This window comes from Vibrio sp. M260112 (genome assembly GCF_036533775.1).
Lineage (GTDB): Bacteria > Pseudomonadota > Gammaproteobacteria > Enterobacterales > Vibrionaceae > Vibrio.
In genome coordinates this window covers 87,415-108,963 of sequence record NZ_JATABH010000004.1, presented here as the reverse complement: position 1 = coordinate 108,963, position 21,549 = coordinate 87,415, and the positions used below count along the sequence as shown (strand labels likewise).

Here is a 21,549-nt window from a genome sequence, read left to right as displayed (position 1 = left end):
ATTATTTCTCGTTAGCGTTGGCGACAAACAGTTGTTTACCATTGAGTTTGAATTCATTGATCAGTTGTTGTCCTTTTGGATTGACAAGCCAGTCACTGAACTCCTTGGCACCTTGGTAATTGATGCTAGGGTAGCGCTCAGGGTTAACAAGAATAACTTGGTATGGGTTAAACAGTTTTTTATCGCCTTGGAACAACACTTCTAGATCAAGTTTGTTGTTGTAGGCTAACCAAGTACCACGGTCGGTCATCGTGTAACCTTGCATCTCATTGGCCATATTTAGCGTTGGCCCCATACCTTGGCCCACGCTGCGGTAGCCGCCAAAGTTGGGTTCCATTTTTGTTTGTTGCCAAATGCCTTTTTCTTTTTTATGTGTTCCAGAATCATCACCACGAGATACAAAAGTAGCGTTCATGTTTGCAATACTTTTGAACACTTCAGCAATGTCTTTCTGCTGAGCAATTTTTGCAGGATCTGAATGAGGACCAACAATAACGAAATCATTATACATCAGCTTGCGAGGCAGTACGCCATAGCCTTTTTCTACGAAGTTTGCTTCTGCTTTTGGTGCGTGCGTCATAACCAAATCTACGTCACCGTTCTCACCCATTTTAAGTGCTTTACCCGTTCCGGCAGAAATAACGTCGACTTTATAACCGGTATCTTGTTCAAATTTAGGTAATAGGTAGTCAAGTAGGCCTGAGTGATACGTGCTAGTAGTAGTCGCGAGACGAACATGAGGAACTTCATCGGCAGATGAAGCGGAGTAACTGACTAGGGCTAAAGACGCTGTTGCTAATGTAAAAGAGATTGCTTTCATAGTGTTTATTAATCCATTCTATTTATTATTTGATAGGTATTTTGATACCTAATCGCTGCCAACTCTGACGTGTTATAATTTGGCATGCATATAAAGCAATCTTGATGCCAAAAAAATGCGATCTTTTTCAAATGAATTATCAATAAGTTAGAAGGAAAAAGTTTGATGAGGGACAAAATGTCTCACATTAAATATAACCAAGCTTTGGAAACTTGGTACACTCTGTCCCAATAGTCACACAGTAATAGTGGAATACAATGCCTCCTTCATTCGACCCTAATAAAGCTTCACAATATCAAGCATTTTCCGTTCTTGTCGTTGACGACGAAGCGGGAATGCAAGCGATATTAAACAAAGCACTAAGTAAATGGTTTTCAAAAGTGGATTGCGCTGGAAGTATCGAAGAGGCAGAGACGCTCAGATGTGCTAATCATTATGATTTGATCATCTTGGATATCAATTTACCGGGTCGCTCTGGTATTGAGTGGGAAGAGGCGTTTTACGACGATGATAAAAAAGCCGACGTGATATTTATGACAGGATATGCCGACTTAGATACCGCTATTTCGGCGATCAAACTCGGCGCGACGGACTTTATTCTTAAGCCGTTTAATTTGGAGCAAATGCTTAATGCCGTTCAACGTTGTATGGACAAACGTCTTGAACAACGCCATCAGTTTGCGCTTCGTCATGACTTCAAGCGCCATATCGCGACTGATATCGTTGGTGGTTCCGACAAAACCAAACAACTGAAACAACTCATTACCCAATTTGCGCCTTCACGTGCGTCCGTTCTCATTGAAGGCGAATCTGGAACGGGTAAAGAACTGGTCGCTAGGGGTGTACATGATGCGAGTCAGCGTAATGGGCCTTTTGTTCCCATCAACTGTGGCGCTATTGCCCCTGAATTATTAGAGAGTGAACTGTTTGGTCATACCGCGGGCGCTTTTACAGGGGCGAAACGCAGTCGTGAAGGCTTATTCCGTGTCGCCAATGGGGGGACTCTGTTTTTAGATGAAATTGGCGAGATGCCGCTTCCAATGCAGTCGGCGTTACTAAGGGTGTTGGAACAGAGAACAATCCGCCCAGTGGGAAGTGAGAAGGAAGTGACGGTCGACGTGAGAGTGGTGGCCGCGACGAACCGTAATCTTCAACAAGAAGTCAACAAAGGGCATTTTCGATCGGATCTCTATTATCGCCTTAACGTACTAAAAATTGATGTCGCACCGCTGAGAGAACGTAAGACGGACTTGATTGAGTTGGTACCGTTCTTTACTAAAAAGCTCGTCGCAGAGTTGGCAATGCCCGACCCTAAGTGGGCGCATGAAGATGTTCTGGCGATGAATGAGTATGATTGGCCAGGTAACATCCGTGAACTCAAGAACCTGATTGAACGTTGTATTCTGCTAGGGAAACCACCTGCTCATTACTGGCGTGAGATACATGGCGATGCTTACAAACCTTCTGTTTCGATGAAGGTTTCGAGTGGTGTTGAATTAATCGAGCTGGCTGGCGATACCAACAAGGGGGTTGGCTATCCAAACAGCTGGGCGCTAAAGGATGTTGAAAAAGCCCATATCATGCAGTTGGTTGATTACCATGATGGTAATAAATCCGCCGCCGCACGTGATTTGGGCGTAGCTCGTAAGACATTAGAGCGCAAATACAAAGAGTGGGATGGTGAGGAGTCAACGCATGCCGAGTAGAGCATCACGTTGGTCTCTGTGGTCAAAATGGCGCTATCGCTTTAAAACCATGGTGCGATATAGGCTGATGATCCTCACCTCTGCGCCGATTTTTTTGACTCTGCTCGCTCTGATTGGAATAACCATCTACTGGTCGATTCATTACACTTGGCAAAGCGCGTTGATTGATGTTTCTGAACGTTTAGGCGTGGCAGAGAACAGCATTGAACTGATTCAGGAACGTCAAGCGAATCACGTCAAAGCATTTGCGAACTCTTACGACTTTGTAACCAGAGTGGCCAACAGTGAGATGCCAGAAGCAGATTTGCAACAATGGGTGTCTGACCAGCGTATCGAATATAAGTTGGATTTCTTACGGTTTCATCGCGTAGATAACCTAGTCAATAAATTTCGCTTTATGGATCTCACTCGCCGTGAATCCTTCTTCGATGTACTTACTCAGCAGGAGCTCAATGCATTAGGGTCGGATCTTGTAAAACGAGCTCAGACGCCGATTCTAAATAGTAGCGAGATAGAAGGACGTGGCTTAGTTAGTCGAACCGTGATCCCTATTCACAACAAGAGCAATGATATTATTGGTTTTTTGGATGGTGGATTGCTGCTTAACAACAGCACTGCTTTGGTTGATACCATTCGTGATTTAATCTATCCGTCGATACAAGATAGCTTGCGTCCCGTGGGAACACTCACGGTCTTCTTGGACGATCTGCGAATCAGTACCAACGTTCCTTTAGACAGTGATGACCGCTTGGGACGCGCCATCGGTACGCGCGTTTCCGACGAAGTCAAACGTACGGTACTCATCAATGGTGAGGAGTGGGTTGACCTAGCCTTTGTATACGACGCTTGGTACATCACGGCTTATCAGCCACTACATGATCAATATGACAATGTGATTGGTATGCTTTATACCGGATACCTGTTATGGCCGTTTGTCACCACCTATATGACCAACATCGCTGAGATCTCGATAACGACCTTGTTCCTACTGCTCATTTCCAGCTTATTGGTCTATCGCGGTTCGAGAGATCTGTTTATTCCTATTGAGCACATTCACCGCGTCGTCAAAATGATCCAGTTAGGTAAGGAGACGCGTATTGGCCCGCTCGGTTTGGATGAGAACCATGAACTGGCGCAATTAGCTAAGCAATTCGACAACATGCTTGATCTGCTCAAGCAGCGCAAAAATGAATTGTTGCGAGCGGCAAATGAACTTGAGTGTAAAGTCCAAGATCGCACCGCCAGTTTGAAAGAGAAAACGGAGGATCTGGAACTTCATATCCAGCTACTCAACCAAACTCGAGACAAGTTGGTGGTCAATGAGAAATTAGCCGCGCTTGGCGAATTGACGGCGGGTATTGCGCATGAAATCAATAATCCAACAGCGGTGATTCTGGGAAATGTCGAGTTAATGCAGTTTGAACTCGGTAATGAATCTAATCGAGTCAAAGAAGAGATTGAAGCCATTCATGCTCAGATAGATCGCATCCGAAACATTACTCGCAGTTTGCTGCAATACAGCCGTCAAGGGGGAGTTCAGGATGAAATTACATGGCAACATGTCAATCCCATTGTTGAGGAGAGCATCACTCTGGTTAAGACGGGAACTAAAAAACGCGGCGTTGAGTTTGAGACACATCTCTCTGCTCATACCTCTGTTGAGGTTAACCGTCACCAACTGTTGCAGATACTGGTCAACTTGCAGATGAATGGTATCCATGCAATGAAGGGGACTGGGCGACTGATCATATCTACACAAGACTGGATGGAAGGCGACAAATCCGTCGGCGCTATTATTCATGTTAGAGATGAAGGGTGTGGAATCAAAGAGGAGAATCTGAAGCGAATCTTCTCGCCGTTTTACACCACCAAGCGCGATGGAACAGGGTTGGGGCTTTCCGTATCGCAGAGTATCCTGAGCCAATCTGGTGGTGAACTAAAAGTCACTTCTGAGTGGGGCAAAGGGAGTTGTTTTAGTGTCTATTTACCCGAACGTGCCGAACCCAAACTAAAGATTACCAATCTATAAAAAAGGCCAGTGCGACTATCGTACTGGCCTTTTTTATCGGTGTTATTAACTGGCGTTAACTGCAATTTTCGGCGGGCAAATACCGTGCTTTTTAAACTCTTTCATCACGCGCAGAGTAATGTCGGTTTCAAACAGCTTTTCGTAAGCGGTATCAACCACGTACGCCTTACACGTCAACTGAATGGCTAAGTAGTTATCAGTGATGGTTTGTTTGACCAGTACCGTTACAGGCTTAGGTAAGTGTATGTAGCGACTTGATGACGCCGCTTCTTGAATCAGGTCTCGAGCGAGCGTAATGTCTTCATCAAGCCCAACATAGAATGGGATAACAACCTGCATATCAAGAGCACCGTAGTTTCCGCTCACCGTCACTTCGTTGAGGAACTTGTTGTTCGGAATGGTGATGATGTCGTCATTGAGAGTACGCATACGAACTGAACGTAATCCAATCGCAATAATGTCTCCGTAGTTACCCTCAAATGTGACGCGGTCACCAACCTGAAACGGACGATCGACCATCACAGTCATGCCCGCGATAAACGACGCAGCAAGGTCTTTAAGCGCAAAGCCCACGGATACAGCAAGTGTACCGCCAATCAATGCGAGTATTTGGTCATTGATGCGGAAACTCATCATAAACACCAGGATACCCGCACTCATGTAGATAAAGAACTGCATGAATGACTGGAGTTTTTGCAACGGCATTCTGTACTGAGCAAACTGACCACCAATGCTTTCAACCATGGAATTGATGAACTTGAGCAATAACCAGGTGGCGATAATGATCAGCAGCGAGAAGAACACACCGCTCCAACGAATCAGACTGGCAATTTGACCGATGTTTTCAACACTGGCCACCTCCTCAGTGGCAAAAGCAGGGTGGATGACCAGCAAACCAAACAAGACAATTAGAATTTTTTTCATATTACTTCACCAATAAATGCTGACGATCGAGAACATTGGTTATATGACGGAACCAGTGATCGGAAACACGCGCTTTGTCTTCTAGCCACTCAATATAACCACGGCTCTGGAAGTAACGCAGTGTGCCGGTGATCTCGGCAATGCTCAACTGAGTACATTCGGACAGGACTTCTGGAGAAGCGATCTCCAATTGAACGATAGAGCGCAGCACAGCCAACATAGGTTTGGGCATTTTCTCTAACTCTTGTGATTCAGGTGCGTGGAATAGGCGAATATAAACTTGTTCCGTCTCTTTATCGCGGTTTAATGACAACCTGAAAAAGCGCAGCGCGACGGTAGGGTTGCCATCAGAGTAATGCCATAGAATTCGATAGAATCCTTGTTTAGCACGCTCTTCTTCAGTGACTTCTTCCTGATCCCACTGTTTTGGAACCACTAAGCCCTCAAACGAAATCTGTTTCTGTTCAGGTTGGTTGATTCGGGTATCGAGTAACAGATGGATCTGTTTCTCTGTCCAACGAGGCAGAAAAGAGACCAAATCAAACAGCAGACGTTCACCACGAGCACGATCGACAAAACGCCAGCTGGCTTTCTCAATTGCGATAACAACGCGATGGTTTTTTTTAGAACGGCGCAAGAGGTTAGTAAGACGAATCAGGTCAGTTAGCCCACCGACCATTGGTTTCACAAGTCGTTGAGCGTTATCGACGGCAATTAAGTAAGTGGTGTCACTTTTTCGCAATTGGGACAAGATTTGGATCTCTGTCGCGTCTTCTTCTAAACCAAGGCTAACGGCCAAATGCGCAAGCAATTCGCTGTACCCAGAGTAAGGACAACTTAGATACATTGGCTCGGCATTTTTCACTTTCATAAGAAGCCCACGCAGGAGTGTTGTGGTTCCAACGCCACGTTCACCCGACACTACGCATATCGCCGGACTGTCGCTCATCAAATACTTAGACAACTGCTTAATTTCATCACCCGCATAGTCGATGATGGTGCTGTCAAAGCTCCCAGGTGAAACGTACTCAAACGTGTCGTTACCTTTAACACGCACTAAGTTGCTTTGGCCGTTGCTGTATCCAGTTTGCTTAGCGACCTCAATACGGAACAGGTAGGCGAGTGCTTGACTGAAAAAACTGTAATTTGAAAGCGCAGAGACGAGCCTATGTTTGAAGTGGTGAATGATTAACCACACCATTGCCATCGCTGTCGCAGGAATACTCAGCAGTAAGGCATCTTTACGGCTTACTGCCCAGTTAACCCATACTGGTCGGTCGGTTAAGGGCTCAACCGTTGCGAATACTTTGCTACGCCACAAAAGCAAAATCGATAAGGTCACCAAGACAAACCAAGCGTAAAGGGCGCTATATATCCAATAGTAAATGGTTCCTTTACCGAGGGTGCGCATAGAGATTTGTAAGATCACACCAGCGACAATGGCGCTCCAGACGTAGCGTCGAATGGTCGATAGCCTCAAGGCAACAACTTCTGGATTAGATGAGCGACTATTGCGATACGCAAACTCTAGAATAAAGCTAATCGCTATGGAGCCACCGAGCACCCACCAAGTAAATATCTCTAAGATAATCAGGTGCTGAAGACTTGGAATACCAGAAAGTACACGCAGTGATAAGGTAATCGCGATCAGGAAAGCGATCGCTCTGTTAGCACGACTGATGTACCAGATAAGGCGAACCCACAATGCAGGCTTAGCATTCGACTCAAGCTGAGTTTCTTTGAAAAGACGAATCAAGCGCTTGCTGTTTGCTAGCCACCAGACCAGACCAAAATAGATAAACAGAACTTTCAACCCGGCCCAAATGACAGGAATCGGTGAGATCAGGACTTCGCCAAGCAGTGATTTAAAACTGCGCAGCTGAAAATAGATCCAATATTCAAGATTAAGCTGGGTTTGATACCATTCCTGTTTAAACTGAATTACCCCGTAAGGGCCAAATCCCGTCAGCTTGTCACGGTTAACTGAATCGGTCAGGACAAGTAGTTGCTCCTTACTTTTGCCAAGACTGGTTAACGTCAGATAATTGGATTCCGTGTCAAACCACGCATCGTCCCCCCTATGTTTTCGGAAAGTCGCAAGGTTTTTCTGGAAATGATCAATTTGTTTTTGTTGCTCAGTAAGAACGGCATCAAGTAGCTGATTGACCTTTCTTCTATCTTGAGCCGTCATAAACAAAGCTTCAGGAAGGTTCGCTATTTCTTGTTCAATGTCACTGCTGACACTGTCCACCTGAGGAATTGCCTGGAGATCATACTGCCAAGCTGCCAAAGCAGGAAGCGCAGTAATCAAGCTAGCCATACATAAAAAGCGTACGATTAAACGCATAAAAATCTCTTATAACTTATGAGGTTAGAGTTAGTTTAGTAGTTTTAGAAATGAAAGCGAGTGAAATACCCACTTATTTAAGCTGCAAAACTATATTCTTAACTTTGCGTCAAGTGTCATACCGATGTCATTAATAATAGTGATCCGCTAATTGAGAGAATCCTTACAATGCAGTCGCTTACCGAAGTAGATTCAACAATCCAGCTCAGTTAAGAATATCCTACAAAGTGAGCTAGTATACTAGTGCGCGAGCGACAATCTTCAAGTACGGGTATGTCGGTGTCGAGTACACAGCCCTTACTGGCAAGATAATTGGAATCGACACAACATTGACCAATGCGCGAGTTTCAGTTGGTGGCCGAGTTACCTTCTAAACCCACTGTGTATTACCAATAGATCGAAGGAGCTGTTAAGCGATTAGCGGCTCCTTTTTGATATATCTGCAACATGTTATGTAGTTCACACTTCTTACCTGTTACAATAGCGCCAAATTTACATCAATACATTTGGTAATTAGCCATATCTAATTGATTTTTAAGGCTAATTCATTAGGGGGATAGTCCTATCATAAGTACAGCTAATATCACTCAGCAATTTGGCGCTAAGCCGCTGTTTGAAAACATTTCGGTAAAATTCGGTGAAGGTAACCGCTACGGCCTGATTGGTGCCAATGGATGTGGTAAGTCAACCTTTATGAAAATCCTTAGCGGAGAACTTGAGCCGACTGGTGGTAACGTAAGTTACGATCCTAACGAACGTGTGGCAAAGCTAAATCAGGACCAGTTCGCTTATGAAGAGTTCACGGTAATCGATACGGTTATCATGGGCTATAAAGAACTTTGGAAAGTTAAGCAAGAACGTGACCGCATCTATTCATTGCCAGAAATGAGCGAAGAAGAGGGCATGTTAGTTGCGGATTTGGAAGTTCAGTTCGCTGAAATGGATGGCTACATGGCTGATTCTAAGGCGGGTGAATTGCTTCTTGCTGTGGGTATTCCAGAAGAACAGCACTACGGATTGATGAGCGAAGTCGCACCTGGTTGGAAGCTACGTGTTCTTCTGGCTCAGGTTCTGTTTGCAGACCCGCATATCATGCTGCTTGACGAACCAACCAACAACTTGGATATGGACACTATCCGTTGGTTAGAAGATACGCTAAACCAACGCAACTGTACGATGATCATTATCTCGCACGACCGTCACTTCCTAAATTCTGTATGTACGCATATGGCGGATCTGGATTACGGTGAATTACGAATCTATCCGGGTAACTACGATGAGTACATGACCGCGGCTTCACAAGCACGTGATCGTCTACTGTCTGACAATGCGAAGAAGAAAGCTCAGATCGCTGAACTACAGACATTCGTTGCACGTTTCTCAGCTAACGCATCTAAAGCTAAACAAGCAACATCGCGTGCTAAGCAGATCGACAAGATCCAACTGGCAGAAGTTAAAGCATCAAGCCGTCAGAACCCATTTATTCGTTTTGAGCAATCGAAAGAGTTGTTTCGTAATGCACTGATTGTTGAAAATCTGAGCCAAGGTTTTGAAGACGATCTGTTTAGTGATTTCAACGCTATATTCGAAGTCGGTGAGCGTGTCGCTATCATCGGTGAGAACGGGGTCGGTAAAACCACACTACTTAATACATTAGCGGGTGTACTAGAGCCTCGCACAGGTGAATTTAAGTGGTCAGAAAACGCTAACATCAGTTACTACGCTCAAGATCATGCGCATGACTTTGAAGAAGATATGAATCTGATGGACTGGATGGGCCAGTGGCGTCAAGCAGGAGATGATGAACAAGTTATCCGTAGCTTCCTTGGTCGTATGCTGTTCTCTCAAGATGACATCAAAAAGTCAGTGAAAGTACTCTCTGGTGGTGAACAGGGTCGTATGTTGCTTGGCAAAATCATGATGCACAAACCGAATATGCTGTTAATGGACGAGCCGACCAACCACATGGATATGGAGTCGATCGAATCGCTTAACAACGCGCTTGAGCAGTACAAAGGCACACTATTCTTCGTCTCGCACGACCGAGTATTTGTAGACTCACTGGCTACTCGAATTATTGAAATCAAGAACAACAAAATTACCGATTTCAAAGGAACGTATTCAGAATTCCTTAAAGCTCGTGGTATCGAGGGATAATTCTCTCCAGCCAGACAAGTAAAAGCCTCCTTACGGATAACTCCTATCACTTTACGTGTTTGGAACGAACAGGGTAGAGTTTTACTTATACGAACGGCCCTTGATTTGGGCCGTTTTTTCGTTCTGGCAGAATGTAACGCTTCACTTGCTCTAGCATTGCCCGCAACTCTTTTTATGTCGGGAAATATAAAATTAAGGGCGCATGGGAGGTGTTTTGCCAGTATCGGTTAACTTGCTGGATTGCCTTTTACGTCAAACTCCATTTTATCTGCGCCGGTAAATACCTGGAACCTCAAACCTTTGGCTCGAGCTATGGTGGTAATTCCAAATTTTTGTGCCAAATCTAACCCCATTTGCGTCACTCCTGAACGGGACAAAAGCACGGGAATTCCCATTTGAGCAACTTTAATCACCATTTCTGAGGTTAAGCGACCTGTGGTGTAGAAAATTTTGTCATCACCGCTTTGCTCATTGAGCCACATTTCACCGGCGAGCGTATCAACTGCGTTATGACGGCCTACATCTTCAACAAAAGAAAGAACCTCATTGGCTTTACATACCGCGCAACCGTGAACGGCGCCGGCTTTTTTATAGGTGTCGTTGTAGTGAGTCAGGGCTTCGAGCGCGGAGTATATTTCTGATTGCTTAATTTTTACTTGAGGAACTTGATAGTTTTCTAGTTGTTTCATCACATTGCCGTACATGGTGCCTTGACCACAACCTGATGTGACGGTTTTTTTCTTCAGTGCGCCCTCGACTTGTTGAGTGTCTTCACTGGTGATTACCGCTGCAGTATGCGTTTCCCAGTCAATAATCACAGATTCCAATGCCTGTGGATCGGAAATAAAACTCTGGTTTTTTAAATAGCCAAGCACGAGTGACTCAGGGCGTGATCCTAATGTCATCAAGGTAACCACTTCTTTCCAGTTAAGCATGACGGTTAAAGGACGTTCGCAAGCTATCTGTTTGGTGAGCTTTTCACCGTATTCATCAAACACTTCAACTTCAAGTGTCTGCATTGGGTTTTCACTGGTTTTAATAATGTTTGGTTTAACCACAGAGTTATCCTATTCGATCTATCCGCATTCGCGGAGTGCTGCTTGCAAATAATGTTCCGCCTCTATAATAAGGGTTGGGAATCGCATTGTTTAGGACTAGGTACAAATATTGCAAAGTAAAACCCAGATTGTATCAATTACACAATCCAAACCTGACAAACAACAGTGTATAAGTTGGTGAACTATGCCAGAACAGCAAACTATGTCCGTTAAAGCAGAAAAGTCCGAAGATTTATGGTCAATCGGGTGCAATTTAATCGCACATGAAATTAGTACTGGACTATGGACGACGACGCAGTGGCAACTTTCAAGCTTTGATCTACAGCCAGATGAGTCGCACCAGAGAGTCATTGCTCTGCAACTGCATCGGGATGAAAGAACGGATTACCGTTTTAACTTGAGTTCTCAACAACCTAAGCTATTTTTGGTTCTTGATACTATGGAGTCCGAAGACGATCCTAATATTGTCATACTCACAGCCTCGCAAAGTATTGCTGGCCAATACATGGATGGCGATTACCTAGTGCTTTCTAATGACATGCCGCTTGCGGTACAAGCATGGATGGAGGCCTATATTGGTCGTCATGGTGAACTGCTAGAAGAAAGACGTAAAAAGCGTAAAGGGGCGGGTAGAGCAAGTGGCAACTAGTTTCCTAAGTCGCTGGTCACAACGTAAACTCGATGCGCAAGGTTCTGAGCCTGAGTTGGTTGAATCAGGTGAAAGTACAAATTTGCCAGATAACGCTGATTCTTCACTGGAACTTGCGCCAGACATCCCTGAACAACAGAGTGCAGAAGCGAGTGAATCTGAGCTCAGCGTCGCGTCTTTGTTGACTTCAGAGGTCGAGTCAGCGGTCAAAAAGGCCGCGTTACGCAAACTCTTTTTATCAGGGCAATTCAGTGAAATTGACGGGCTCAATGATTACGATCATGACTATAAAGCGGTTAAGAATCTCTCTTCAGAAGTCGCCAGCAAACTTCGCGAATGGGTCAACGCACGCGAAGAAGAGCCGAAACCGTCTTCTGAACTGGATAATAATTACCAGCTAACCGATCAAGATTCCTTGATTCAACTCGAAGACGTTGAACAAGAGTCAGAACTTGAGCGAGAATCGATGGGACAAAATAGACCACACAATAAATAGGTACATTTTGACTAAACCATCAATTAACAGAGTGGGACAATTTGTCTCACTCTGTTTTTTTGTCACCAATAAAGATAAGGAAATATTCTAATTCATTGATTTTAATGTAAATAAAAGTTGGTACAGCATTTGCAATTAGAAGTGCAGGTGAATATTCCGTTCTAACTGGAACTGAGCAATGCTAAAACAACTACTACAAGAATCATCGTCAACATCCAATGGTAAAGCGCGTCTTTATGCATTTGAGAACACGGTTGAACTAACGAACTTAATTCCTCCCACGGTAAGTTACGAGAGTGGTGGTAATACGCTTATCGTCGGTCCGACTTCAATCATCGAAAGCGCTGCTGCTCAATTGGGTCAAATGAATAGCCTAACCTTGCTTTCTACTGATGGCGAACAAGGTCAACACGCGAATCTGTATTACGCTAACACAGTTCAAGTATCAGGATTCCTGGGCACCTTTTCGGTGCTAATCGAAAACAACGGCCTAGAGAGCAATCTGGCTAAGGTCGCGTTAAATCATGATTGTTTTGATATCGTTTTGGATCTGTGCCTCAACAGTTGTATGAGTGAAGAGGTTCCTGTCCCTGGTTATTACCCAGTTGGCAGAGGGTATCCAAAACTGGCTGAAGCATTAGAAGAAATTCCGACGCTGATGGGGACATTTGATAAACCCAAATTTTTCCGTCTGGATACAGACAAATGTGCGCATAGCTCTCGTGGTGTAAAAGGTTGCGAGAGATGTGTTGACGCCTGTCCTGCTGGTGCGTTATCGAGCGAAGGCAGTGATAAAACCGGTCATCGCATTGAGATTAACCCTTACTTATGTCAAGGCGTCGGTACTTGTGCCACTGCTTGTCCGACAGAAGCAATTCACTATGCATTACCGAATCCACAAGATACACAAAAATTCATCGAACGAACCTTAGCAAATTATGAATCAGAAGGTGGTGTTGATCCGATCGTACTGATTTGTAGTTCTCGTCACGAGCAATACAACGTGATAGCACTTAAGGCGCTACCTGATAACGTAATCCCTATCGTTGTTGAAGAGTTGCCGTCTGTTGGCGTCGATTCTTGGTTTGCTGCATTAGTAAATGGCGCAACGCAAGTGCTGTTCGCCGCGAGCCGTTTCATGCCTGAAACGATTCAACGAGTCCTCAACAATGAAGTTGCAGTCGCACAAGAACTGCTGGCTCAAATCGGTATCGCGAAAGAAACCATCGACATCGTATACCTAGAGTCATTACGCGAAGGTGCTCCGATTTTATTCACGGATTCATTTGACCTCGCACTGGGTGATTTGCCGGGTAATAAGCGTCAACGACTGTTTACGGCTTTAGATGCGCTTGCTCAGTCAAGAATTCCGGTCGAAAACATTGTTGAACTTCCGGCCAATGCCCCTTACGGCAATATTTCATGCAAATCGAGTGATTGTACTCTGTGCATGAGTTGTGTGGCCGTGTGTCCAACTCGTGCGTTGCATACTGACGGTGACTCTCCGTCGCTCAAGTTCGTCGAACAAGACTGTATCCAGTGTGGTTTATGTACTAAAGCGTGTCCAGAGCAGGCTCTTACGATGACGACACGTATGAACTGGGACAAGGCGAGTCGTCAGCAAGCGACGGTAATCCATCAAGAAAAAGCCGCGGAATGCATTCGTTGTCAAAAGCCGTTTGCCCCACAGTCAATGATTGACATGCTTCAAAATAAGTTACACGGTCACTCTCATTTTTCAGACCAAGCTTCGCTAAACAGAATTGCGATGTGTGAAGACTGTCGTGTTGTCGATATGTTCGAATCGATGGCGGAAGACCCAACTAAACAACTGAATTACTAGGGTAGAAAGCAATGGAAAATCAACAACAAACTCTACGCGCTGAAATTTACCTTGTGCTATCTGCACTATTCCGTCAGGCGCCATCAGAAGAGATGGTGAGTTTTCTCAGTGAGTTGGAGATTGAACAGAGTGCAAGCGCAATGCAGTCCGCTTGGATCGGTTTGCAAAACGCAGCCCGAGAATCTAACCAAGAAGCGTTAAACGATGAGTACCAAGAATTATTCATTGGTATTGGTCGTGGTGAAGTGATGCCTTTCGCCTCTTGGCATCTTACGGGTTCACTGATGGAAAAACCATTGGCTTCGATTCGTCACGATCTTGCAATTCTTGGTCTAGAGCGCGAAGAGCAAGTCAAAGAGCCAGAAGATCACTTCTCTGCACTTTGTGAAGTGATGTCTGTACTTACCGCTGAAGATGAAGAGCTGCAACAGGTATTTTTCAATAAGCACTTAGCAACGTGGTTTAACGCGTTAACGAAACAGATCAAGGCTGCTCAGCACGCCAATTTCTACCTGGCTGTTGCCGAATTAACTGACGCATTTATGACCCTTGAGCAAGTGCGTTTTAGTGAAAATCTACAAAGTGGAAAAAACAAATTAAAAATTGATGTTAAGAACGTGACTGAGTACGAGCAAGCTCAGCAATAAGCGTCACATCGATGCAATACCTACTAATAAGGGTAAGGAAGCAATAATGAAAGACGATAATAAGTTAAATCAAAGCCGCAGGGATCTTCTCAAAGGCTTAACTACGGCAGCAGTTGCTGGAGCGGTAGTCGCTGGAACCACTAAAGTGGCTAGTGCTTCAGAATCTGTATTGCCAAAACAAGACGTGAAGAAAACTGGCTATCACGAAACTCAGCATATTCGTGACTACTACGATACGCTATAGGAGCCTAACCAATGAAACTAGTTAAACGCTCCGATAGTGTGAGCAAAGAGCAACACCAACTCGGCGTTTCACGCCGTGCCTTTATGAAAAACAGTACCCTTGCAGCAGGCGGGGCCGTAGTAGGGGCAAGCCTGTTCGCACCAGGAATGATCAAAAAAGCGCAAGCTAAGTCTGTTGATCCTTCAGCGAAGACTGAGATCAAAAGAACGATTTGTTCTCACTGTTCTGTAGGTTGTGGTATCTACGCCGAAGTACAAAATGGCGTTTGGACAGGCCAAGAGCCTGCTTTTGACCACCCGTTCAATGCTGGTGGACATTGTGCAAAAGGTGCAGCGCTGCGTGAACATGGCCATGGTGAACGCCGTCTCAAATACCCAATGAAGCTCGAAAATGGCAAATGGGTCAAACTGAGCTGGGATCAAGCTATCGAAGAAATTGGTAACAAGGTTCTCGATATTCGTAAAGAATCTGGTCCAGATTCCGTTTACTGGTTAGGCAGCGCAAAGCACAACAACGAACAAGCGTACATGTTCCGTAAAATGGCATCACTTTGGGGAACCAATAACGTAGACCACCAGGCGCGTATCTGTCACTCAACAACAGTAGCTGGGGTAGCAAATACTTGGGGCTACGGTGCAATGACGAACTCGTTCAACGATATGCACAACTGTAAGTCGATGCTGTTTATCGGTTCGAACCCTGCTGAAGCGCACCCAGTGGCAATGCAGCATATCTTAATCGCGAAAGAGAAAAACAACTGTAAGATCGTTGTTGCTGACCCTCGTCGTACACGTACCGCAGCAAAATCTGATCACTATGTTTCGCTTCGCCCAGGGTCAGATGTTGCGTTTATCTGGGGTATTTTATGGCATGTTTTTGCTAACCAGTGGGAAGACAAAGAGTTTATCCGTCAACGTGTGTTTGGTATGGATGAAATTCGTCAGGAAGTCGCAAAGTGGACTCCTGCTGAAGTTGAGCGCGTAACAGGCGTCTCTGAAGCCGATGTATACAAAACGGCGAAACTTCTTTCTGAAAACCGTCCTGGATGTGTTGTTTGGTGTATGGGTGGTACTCAGCACACCACAGGTAACAACAATACCCGTGCATACTGTGTACTGGAACTTGCGCTAGGTAACATGGGTAAGTCAGGTGGCGGTGCGAACATCTTCCGCGGTCACGATAACGTGCAAGGTGCGACAGACTTAGGCGTACTTTCTCATACGCTTCCAGGTTACTACGGCCTTGCAGATGGATCTTGGAAACACTGGGCGAAAGTGTGGGATCTTGACTACGAGTGGGTTAAAAATCGATTCGATCAAAATGAGTACCGTGGTAAGAAACCTATGAACAATATGGGTATTCCGGTTTCTCGTTGGATCGATGGCGTTTTAGAGAACAAAGAAAATATCGAGCAGAATGACAACATTCGCGCGATGTTCTACTGGGGACACGCGGTCAACTCGCAAACTCGTGGCGTCGAGATGCGTAAGGCAATGCAAAAATTGGATATGATGGTGATCGTCGATCCATATCCAACAGTTGCTGCGGTAATGAACGACCGTACAGATGGCATTTACCTTCTTCCAGCGACCACTCAGTTTGAAACCTACGGCAGTGTGACAGCGTCAAACCGTTCTATTCAATGGCGTGACAAAGTGGTTGAGCCGTTGTTCGAGTCAAAACCTGATCATGAAATCATGTACCTTCTGACTAAGAAGCTTGGTTTCTCCGATCAACTGTTTAAAAACGTAAAAGTTGAAAACAACCAACCACTTATCGAAGACATCACGCGTGAATTTAACCGTGGTATGTGGACAATTGGCTACACGGGTCAAAGCCCAGAGCGTTTGAAAACGCACCAACAAAATTGGCACACCTTCCACAAGACGTCGTTAGAAGGTGAAGGTGGTCCTGCTCATGGTGAAACCTATGGTCTACCATGGCCGTGTTGGGGTACGCCTGAGATGAAACATCCAGGTACACATATTCTTTATGATACGTCTAAGCCAGTTGCTCAAGGCGGTGGTAACTTCCGTGCTCGCTTTGGTGTGGAATTTGAAGGCAATAATATTCTTGCTGAAGATAGTTATTCTAAAGGCTGTGAGCTTGAAGATGGATATCCAGAATTTACCGACAAACTGATCAAAGCACTCGGATGGTGGGATGACCTCACAGCAGAAGAGAAAGCCGCGGCAGAAGGCAAAAACTGGAAAACGGATCTCTCTGGCGGTATTCAGCGAGTAGCTATTAAACATGGTTGTATTCCATTTGGTAACGCGAAAGCGCGTGCTGTGGTTTGGACATTCCCAGACCGTGTTCCGCTACACCGTGAGCCACTGTACACACCTCGCCGCGACCTTGTTTCTGATTACCCAACATGGGATGACAGTGAGTCAATCTACCGTCTACCGACCATGTACAAGTCGATCCAAGACAAAGATGTCTCTGCTGAGTACCCAATTATATTAACGTCTGGTCGTTTGGTTGAATATGAAGGTGGTGGTGAAGAGACACGTTCAAACCCATGGCTCGCTGAACTTCAACAAGAGATGTTTGTAGAAGTTAACCCGAAAGATGCGAATGACCTTGGTTTTAAAGATGGCGATATGGTGTGGGTAGAAGGTGCTGAGAAAGGCCGCATTCACGTAAAAGCAATGGTGACTCGTCGAGTGAAACCAGGCCTTGCCTTCATTCCGTTCCACTTCGGCGGGAAATTCCAAGGTGAAGATCTTCGCTCTAAGTACCCAGAAGGTTGTGACCCATATGTCATTGGTGAATCAGCAAATATTGCCACCACTTATGGCTATGATCCTGTTACTCAGATGCAGGAAACTAAAGTCACCCTATGTAACATTCGCAAAGCGTAAGGACTCCACTGATGGCTAGAATGAAATTCCTTTGTGACACCAAACGCTGTATCGAATGTAACGGCTGTGTCACTGCATGTAAGAACGAAAATGACGATGCGCTTGAGTGGGGGATTCAACGTCGTCGCGTAGTCACACTCAATGATGGCGAACCAGGTGAAAACTCGATTTCGGTTGCGTGTATGCACTGTACCGATGCGCCATGTAAAGCCGTGTGTCCTGCTGACTGCTTTGAGCACACCGAAGATGGCATCGTGTTACACAACAAAGATCTTTGCATCGGTTGTGGTTACTGCTTATTCGCGTGCCCGTTTGGTGCTCCTCAGTTCCCTAAACAAGCTTCGTTTGGTGAACGCGGTAAAATGGACAAGTGTACATTCTGTGCTGGCGGTCCTGAAACTGAACCAGGTTCGGTAGAAGAACGCCAAAAATACGGTGCCAACCGCATTGCAGAAGGTAAGCTCCCAATGTGTGCTTCTCTATGCTCGACAAAAGCGCTGCTTGCCGGTGATGCAGAAAAGGTCTCTGACATCTTCCGTCAACGCGTTGTTGAACGTGGAGCCAAGGGCGCGGGCTGGACAGATGGCAATGATCTGTCTTATGACGCAACGAAAAGCTAACGGTGGAGAGATTCATGTTTTCAATGTTTAAACGTGCATCTCTTGCGATGCTGTCACTGATGGCAGCATTGCTTTTTGCTTTGTCGTTGCCTGCGCATGCTGAGCAAAAAGAGTCTGATGTTGCACAACGTGAAATGACGCAATTAGCTGGTGCCGATTATTGGCGTCAAGTTCGTCAGGGCGAAGTGGGCTACACGACGTCTCAGTTCCCAGAGCACGGAATGCTAATTAGTACCCCAGGTCAAGCTTGGTACATTTTAAAAGAAAAATGGATGTCTCCTGCGGGAGCTGTGGCGATTTTCGGTAGTATCGCATTAGTGACCATGATGTATATCGTGATTGGTCCGCTAATGTTAAGTGCGCCTCGGACGGGCAAAAAGATCAAACGCTGGTCCCGTCTTGATCGTGCACTGCACTGGAGTATGGCATTCACCTTCTTGACCCTCGCGTTTAGCGGCTTAATGCTGGTTTACGGTAAGCATTTCCTTAAACCATATATCCCAACAGAGCTGTGGGGATTCATCATTATGCTGGCTAAACAATACCACAACTACATAGGACCAATTTTCTATGTGTTGCTGCTATGTGTGCTGATTAAATGGTGGCGTAAATCTACCTTCAAGAAGGTGGACATTGCTTGGTTTATGAAGCTCGGAGGTATGGTTGGTAAGCACAAAGGTTCTCACCCTTCAGCTGAGTTTTCGAATGCGGGCGAGAAAGCGCTATTTTGGCTTCTGATCGTTGTTGGTAGTGTTGTCGCGTTCAGTGGCTTAGTGTTGGATTTCCCAATCTTCGGTCAGACTCGTCGCGACATGGAGCTATCGAACTTAGTTCATATGTTGGCTGCGCTTATCCTTATCTGCGGCTTCGTCTTCCATATCTACATCGGTTTGTTTGGTATGGAAGGGGCGCTAGAAGGTATGGTCACCGGTGAAGTTGATGAGACTTGGGCAAAAGAACATCATGATCTTTGGTACCAAGAAATGATGGCTAAAGAGCAGGAAAAACAAACAACAACCGTTCAAGATGTGAAAGGAGTGCGCGCCGATGAGCAAGCCTAATAACGGGATTTGGGTAGCGTATATCCTTAGCATATTTACTCCATTCACTTGCCTTATCTCTGGAGTGATCGCGATTATCTATGCAGGTTATCGTTTGGATAAAGGAGAGGATGGTGAGATTGTTGATTCACACTATTACGGTTTGATTCGTACTTTCTTCCTAAACCTAACCTTCTTTGTGGTGCTGATTATCACAGTCGCGACATCTAATGGTGTCCTGATTGGTGTTAACGACTACTGGTACAACAGCAATGTTATCGATGAAATCGCGTACTACATCCCTTACGTGGGAATGCTGTTTGGTGCGATTGCGATATTATTGTGGTTTGTACGCATGTATCAGGGGATGCAAAAGCTTAGAGAAAATCAGCCATTTAGTATGGTCAAAGGTCCAAACCTATAATTAATTCAAAGCCCTGTTTAACAGGGCTTTTTTATTGCGTGCACAAAATTTGAGCGCATTAAGTTGGTGCGGTCTCACCAAAAAAGTGCATTTTTATGCGTCGTTCTTATCTTTCGTTGCGCAACTTTATCGTTAGAAATTTGTTTTTATAAGTAAAATCAATGAATTACACGAGTTGATAATTATGTGATTTATTTGGCACAAAGCTTGCCCTTGCTATGTCTCATTATCAATTCACCAATATGGTGAAATAAAAATGCCCAACGCACAGACGTTGGGCGACAAAGGAGACAAATGACAATGAGCGTAGATGCCAGTCAGGTACATGGAGCGGTACAAACCCTGACACAAAGTTCAGATACACTGTTCTTATTACTCGGTGCAATCATGGTATTTTTGATGCACGCAGGCTTTGCTTTTCTTGAAGTAGGGACAGTCCGTCACAAAAACCAAGTCAACGCACTCGTCAAGATTCTTGCCGATTTCGGCATTTCTGCCATCGCATACTTCTTCATTGGATACTGGGTGGCTTATGGGGCCAATTTTTTTGCCGATGCAGAAACCTTATCGCAAGGCAACGGTTACGAGCTAGTGAAGTTCTTTTTCTTACTAACGTTCGCCGCTGCGATTCCTGCTATTGTATCCGGTGGTATTGCTGAGCGTGCACGTTTATATCCCATCTTAATTGCCACGTTTTTTACGGTAGGCTTGGTCTATCCACTTTTCGAGGGCATGATTTGGAATGGCAACTACGGTGTTCAAAATTGGTTTGAAACACAGTTTGGCTATGGCTTCCACGACTTTGCAGGTTCTGTAGTCGTTCATGGTGTCGGAGGTTGGATTGCTCTGGTTGCGGTTATCTTCCTAGGTATGCGTAAGGGTCGTGTTCGTGCGGGTAAACACACAAACTTTGCCCCATCCAATATTCCGTTTCTGGCGTTAGGTGCGTGGATTCTATGCGTCGGATGGTTTGGCTTTAACGTCATGTCAGCTCAGACACTGAATGGCATCAGTGGTCTTGTGGCCATGAACTCTTTGATGGCGATGGTGGGCGGCATTGTAGCAGCGCTAATTGCAGGCAAAAACGACCCAGGCTTTATCCACAATGGTCCTTTAGCAGGGCTTGTCGCAGTTTGTGCGGGTTCAGACCTGATGCACCCGATTGGTGCGTTGGTCACAGGTTCACTCGCTGGCGCTCTGTTTGTTTACTTATTTACCTACCTACAGAACAAGACAAAAATTGACGATGTACTGGGTGTTTGGCCTTTGCATGGGGTATGTGGCGCGTGGGGCGGTGTAGCGGCAGGTATTTTCGGCCAGAGTGCTCTCGGCGGTCTTGGAGGCGTCAGTTTAACAGTGCAAGTTCTAGGGACCTTGGCGGGCATTTCTATTGCTCTAGTCGGTGCCGTGCTCGTCTATGGTGTCATCAATAAACTAACGGGCCTGCGCCTTTCTGAAGAAGATGAGTTTAACGGTGCCGATTTGGCTATTCACAAAATTTCGTCAACAAACGAAGATTAAATGCGTGAAGATTGGTGTTTCGGAAGGCAGCCAAGTGGCTGCCTTTTTGTTTAACCTCACAAAAAATGGGTAAAACTGCGGTAACTTCGACCATGGTCTAATCTTGTTGGCTTATACCGAGAATCAGACAATGCTAAGCTAACTCAATGAACACTAA

The 21,549-nt window shown here is 45.3% G+C and carries 17 protein-coding genes; 13 read left to right on the top strand and 4 right to left on the bottom strand.

Annotated elements, in window-relative coordinates:
* Position 1 precedes the first annotated feature (1 nt).
* Positions 2–820 (bottom strand): substrate-binding domain-containing protein, encoded by an 819-nt coding sequence (locus QTN95_RS03235; protein WP_138971917.1) that lies wholly within the window; start codon positions 818–820, stop codon positions 2–4.
* A 257-nt stretch (positions 821–1,077) separates the two neighbouring features.
* On the opposite strand from QTN95_RS03235, the gene QTN95_RS03230 reads away from it, so the two are divergent.
* Entirely contained in the window at positions 1,078–2,526 is a 1,449-nt protein-coding gene (locus QTN95_RS03230) for a sigma-54-dependent transcriptional regulator (protein WP_331416309.1), read from the top strand.
* Entirely contained in the window at positions 2,516–4,555 is a 2,040-nt protein-coding gene (locus tag QTN95_RS03225; protein WP_331416308.1) for a sensor histidine kinase, read from the top strand. Before QTN95_RS03230 ends, QTN95_RS03225 begins: the two co-directional genes overlap by 11 nt.
* Before the next feature lie 45 nt (positions 4,556–4,600).
* Here the strand turns inward: QTN95_RS03225 and QTN95_RS03220 are convergent, their stop codons facing one another.
* Positions 4,601–5,479: a mechanosensitive ion channel family protein gene (locus QTN95_RS03220; RefSeq protein WP_331416307.1), complete on the bottom strand. Its 879-nt coding sequence runs from the start codon at positions 5,477–5,479 to the stop codon at positions 4,601–4,603.
* 1 nt (position 5,480) lies between these two features.
* Positions 5,481–7,826: an ATP-binding protein gene (locus QTN95_RS03215; RefSeq protein ID WP_331416306.1), complete on the bottom strand. Its 2,346-nt coding sequence runs from the start codon at positions 7,824–7,826 to the stop codon at positions 5,481–5,483.
* Between the two features lie 564 nt (positions 7,827–8,390).
* Here QTN95_RS03215 and QTN95_RS03210 point away from each other — a divergent pair.
* Complete coding sequence (locus tag QTN95_RS03210; protein WP_138971911.1) at positions 8,391–9,983, top strand: ABC-F family ATPase; 1,593 nt, start codon at positions 8,391–8,393, stop codon at positions 9,981–9,983.
* Positions 9,984–10,210: 227 nt separating this feature from the next.
* On the opposite strand, the gene fdhD is transcribed toward QTN95_RS03210, so the two are convergent.
* Complete coding sequence (gene fdhD / locus QTN95_RS03205; RefSeq protein WP_331416305.1) at positions 10,211–11,041, bottom strand: formate dehydrogenase accessory sulfurtransferase FdhD; 831 nt, start codon at positions 11,039–11,041, stop codon at positions 10,211–10,213.
* Between the two features lie 184 nt (positions 11,042–11,225).
* Here fdhD and QTN95_RS03200 point away from each other — a divergent pair, with 184 nt between their 5' ends.
* From QTN95_RS03200 to QTN95_RS03155, 10 genes are all read left to right on the top strand, one after another.
* The gene (locus QTN95_RS03200) at positions 11,226–11,690 is read left to right on the top strand and encodes a DUF3305 domain-containing protein (protein ID WP_443088846.1); all 465 of its coding nucleotides are present in this window, start codon (positions 11,226–11,228) and stop codon (positions 11,688–11,690) included.
* A complete protein-coding gene (locus QTN95_RS03195) occupies positions 11,680–12,186 on the top strand; it encodes a DUF3306 domain-containing protein (protein WP_331416304.1) in 507 nt (168 codons plus the stop codon). The genes QTN95_RS03200 and QTN95_RS03195 overlap by 11 nt, the downstream gene beginning before the upstream one ends.
* Before the next feature lie 178 nt (positions 12,187–12,364).
* Positions 12,365–14,029, top strand: a complete 1,665-nt coding sequence (locus QTN95_RS03190) for a 4Fe-4S dicluster domain-containing protein (RefSeq protein ID WP_331416303.1) — start codon at positions 12,365–12,367, stop codon at positions 14,027–14,029.
* Positions 14,030–14,040: 11 nt separating this feature from the next.
* The gene (locus tag QTN95_RS03185; RefSeq protein ID WP_331416302.1) at positions 14,041–14,676 is read left to right on the top strand and encodes a TorD/DmsD family molecular chaperone; all 636 of its coding nucleotides are present in this window, start codon (positions 14,041–14,043) and stop codon (positions 14,674–14,676) included.
* Between the two features lie 46 nt (positions 14,677–14,722).
* Positions 14,723–14,920: a twin-arginine translocation signal domain-containing protein gene (locus tag QTN95_RS03180; protein WP_138971905.1), complete on the top strand. Its 198-nt coding sequence runs from the start codon at positions 14,723–14,725 to the stop codon at positions 14,918–14,920.
* Between the two features lie 11 nt (positions 14,921–14,931).
* On the top strand, positions 14,932–17,787 hold the full coding sequence (locus QTN95_RS03175; RefSeq protein ID WP_331416301.1) for a formate dehydrogenase subunit alpha: 2,856 nt from the start codon (positions 14,932–14,934) through the stop codon (positions 17,785–17,787).
* Between the two features lie 11 nt (positions 17,788–17,798).
* Positions 17,799–18,407 (top strand): formate dehydrogenase FDH3 subunit beta, encoded by a 609-nt coding sequence (fdh3B, locus tag QTN95_RS03170; protein ID WP_006878919.1) that lies wholly within the window; start codon positions 17,799–17,801, stop codon positions 18,405–18,407.
* A 14-nt stretch (positions 18,408–18,421) separates the two neighbouring features.
* Positions 18,422–19,468 (top strand): formate dehydrogenase subunit gamma, encoded by a 1,047-nt coding sequence (locus QTN95_RS03165; protein ID WP_331416300.1) that lies wholly within the window; start codon positions 18,422–18,424, stop codon positions 19,466–19,468.
* Positions 19,455–19,871: a hypothetical protein gene (locus QTN95_RS03160; protein ID WP_331416299.1), complete on the top strand. Its 417-nt coding sequence runs from the start codon at positions 19,455–19,457 to the stop codon at positions 19,869–19,871. The genes QTN95_RS03165 and QTN95_RS03160 overlap by 14 nt, the downstream gene beginning before the upstream one ends.
* A gap of 300 nt (positions 19,872–20,171) precedes the next feature.
* Positions 20,172–21,392, top strand: a complete 1,221-nt coding sequence (locus QTN95_RS03155) for an ammonium transporter (RefSeq protein WP_331416346.1) — start codon at positions 20,172–20,174, stop codon at positions 21,390–21,392.
* Positions 21,393–21,549: the final 157 nt, after the last annotated feature.

Coding starts and splice junctions, on each gene's coding strand:
- QTN95_RS03175 (WP_331416301.1), top strand. CDS start 14,932: ATGAAACTAGTTAAACGCTCCGATAGTGTGAGCAAAGAGCAACACCAA.
- QTN95_RS03235 (WP_138971917.1), bottom strand. CDS start 820: ATGAAAGCAATCTCTTTTACATTAGCAACAGCGTCTTTAGCCCTAGTC.
- QTN95_RS03230 (WP_331416309.1), top strand. CDS start 1,078: ATGCCTCCTTCATTCGACCCTAATAAAGCTTCACAATATCAAGCATTT.
- QTN95_RS03165 (WP_331416300.1), top strand. CDS start 18,422: ATGTTTTCAATGTTTAAACGTGCATCTCTTGCGATGCTGTCACTGATG.
- QTN95_RS03160 (WP_331416299.1), top strand. CDS start 19,455: ATGAGCAAGCCTAATAACGGGATTTGGGTAGCGTATATCCTTAGCATA.
- QTN95_RS03190 (WP_331416303.1), top strand. CDS start 12,365: ATGCTAAAACAACTACTACAAGAATCATCGTCAACATCCAATGGTAAA.
- QTN95_RS03155 (WP_331416346.1), top strand. CDS start 20,172: ATGAGCGTAGATGCCAGTCAGGTACATGGAGCGGTACAAACCCTGACA.
- QTN95_RS03180 (WP_138971905.1), top strand. CDS start 14,723: ATGAAAGACGATAATAAGTTAAATCAAAGCCGCAGGGATCTTCTCAAA.
- QTN95_RS03215 (WP_331416306.1), bottom strand. CDS start 7,826: ATGCGTTTAATCGTACGCTTTTTATGTATGGCTAGCTTGATTACTGCG.
- fdh3B (WP_006878919.1), top strand. CDS start 17,799: ATGGCTAGAATGAAATTCCTTTGTGACACCAAACGCTGTATCGAATGT.
- QTN95_RS03185 (WP_331416302.1), top strand. CDS start 14,041: ATGGAAAATCAACAACAAACTCTACGCGCTGAAATTTACCTTGTGCTA.
- QTN95_RS03220 (WP_331416307.1), bottom strand. CDS start 5,479: ATGAAAAAAATTCTAATTGTCTTGTTTGGTTTGCTGGTCATCCACCCT.
- QTN95_RS03200 (WP_443088846.1), top strand. CDS start 11,226: ATGCCAGAACAGCAAACTATGTCCGTTAAAGCAGAAAAGTCCGAAGAT.
- QTN95_RS03225 (WP_331416308.1), top strand. CDS start 2,516: ATGCCGAGTAGAGCATCACGTTGGTCTCTGTGGTCAAAATGGCGCTAT.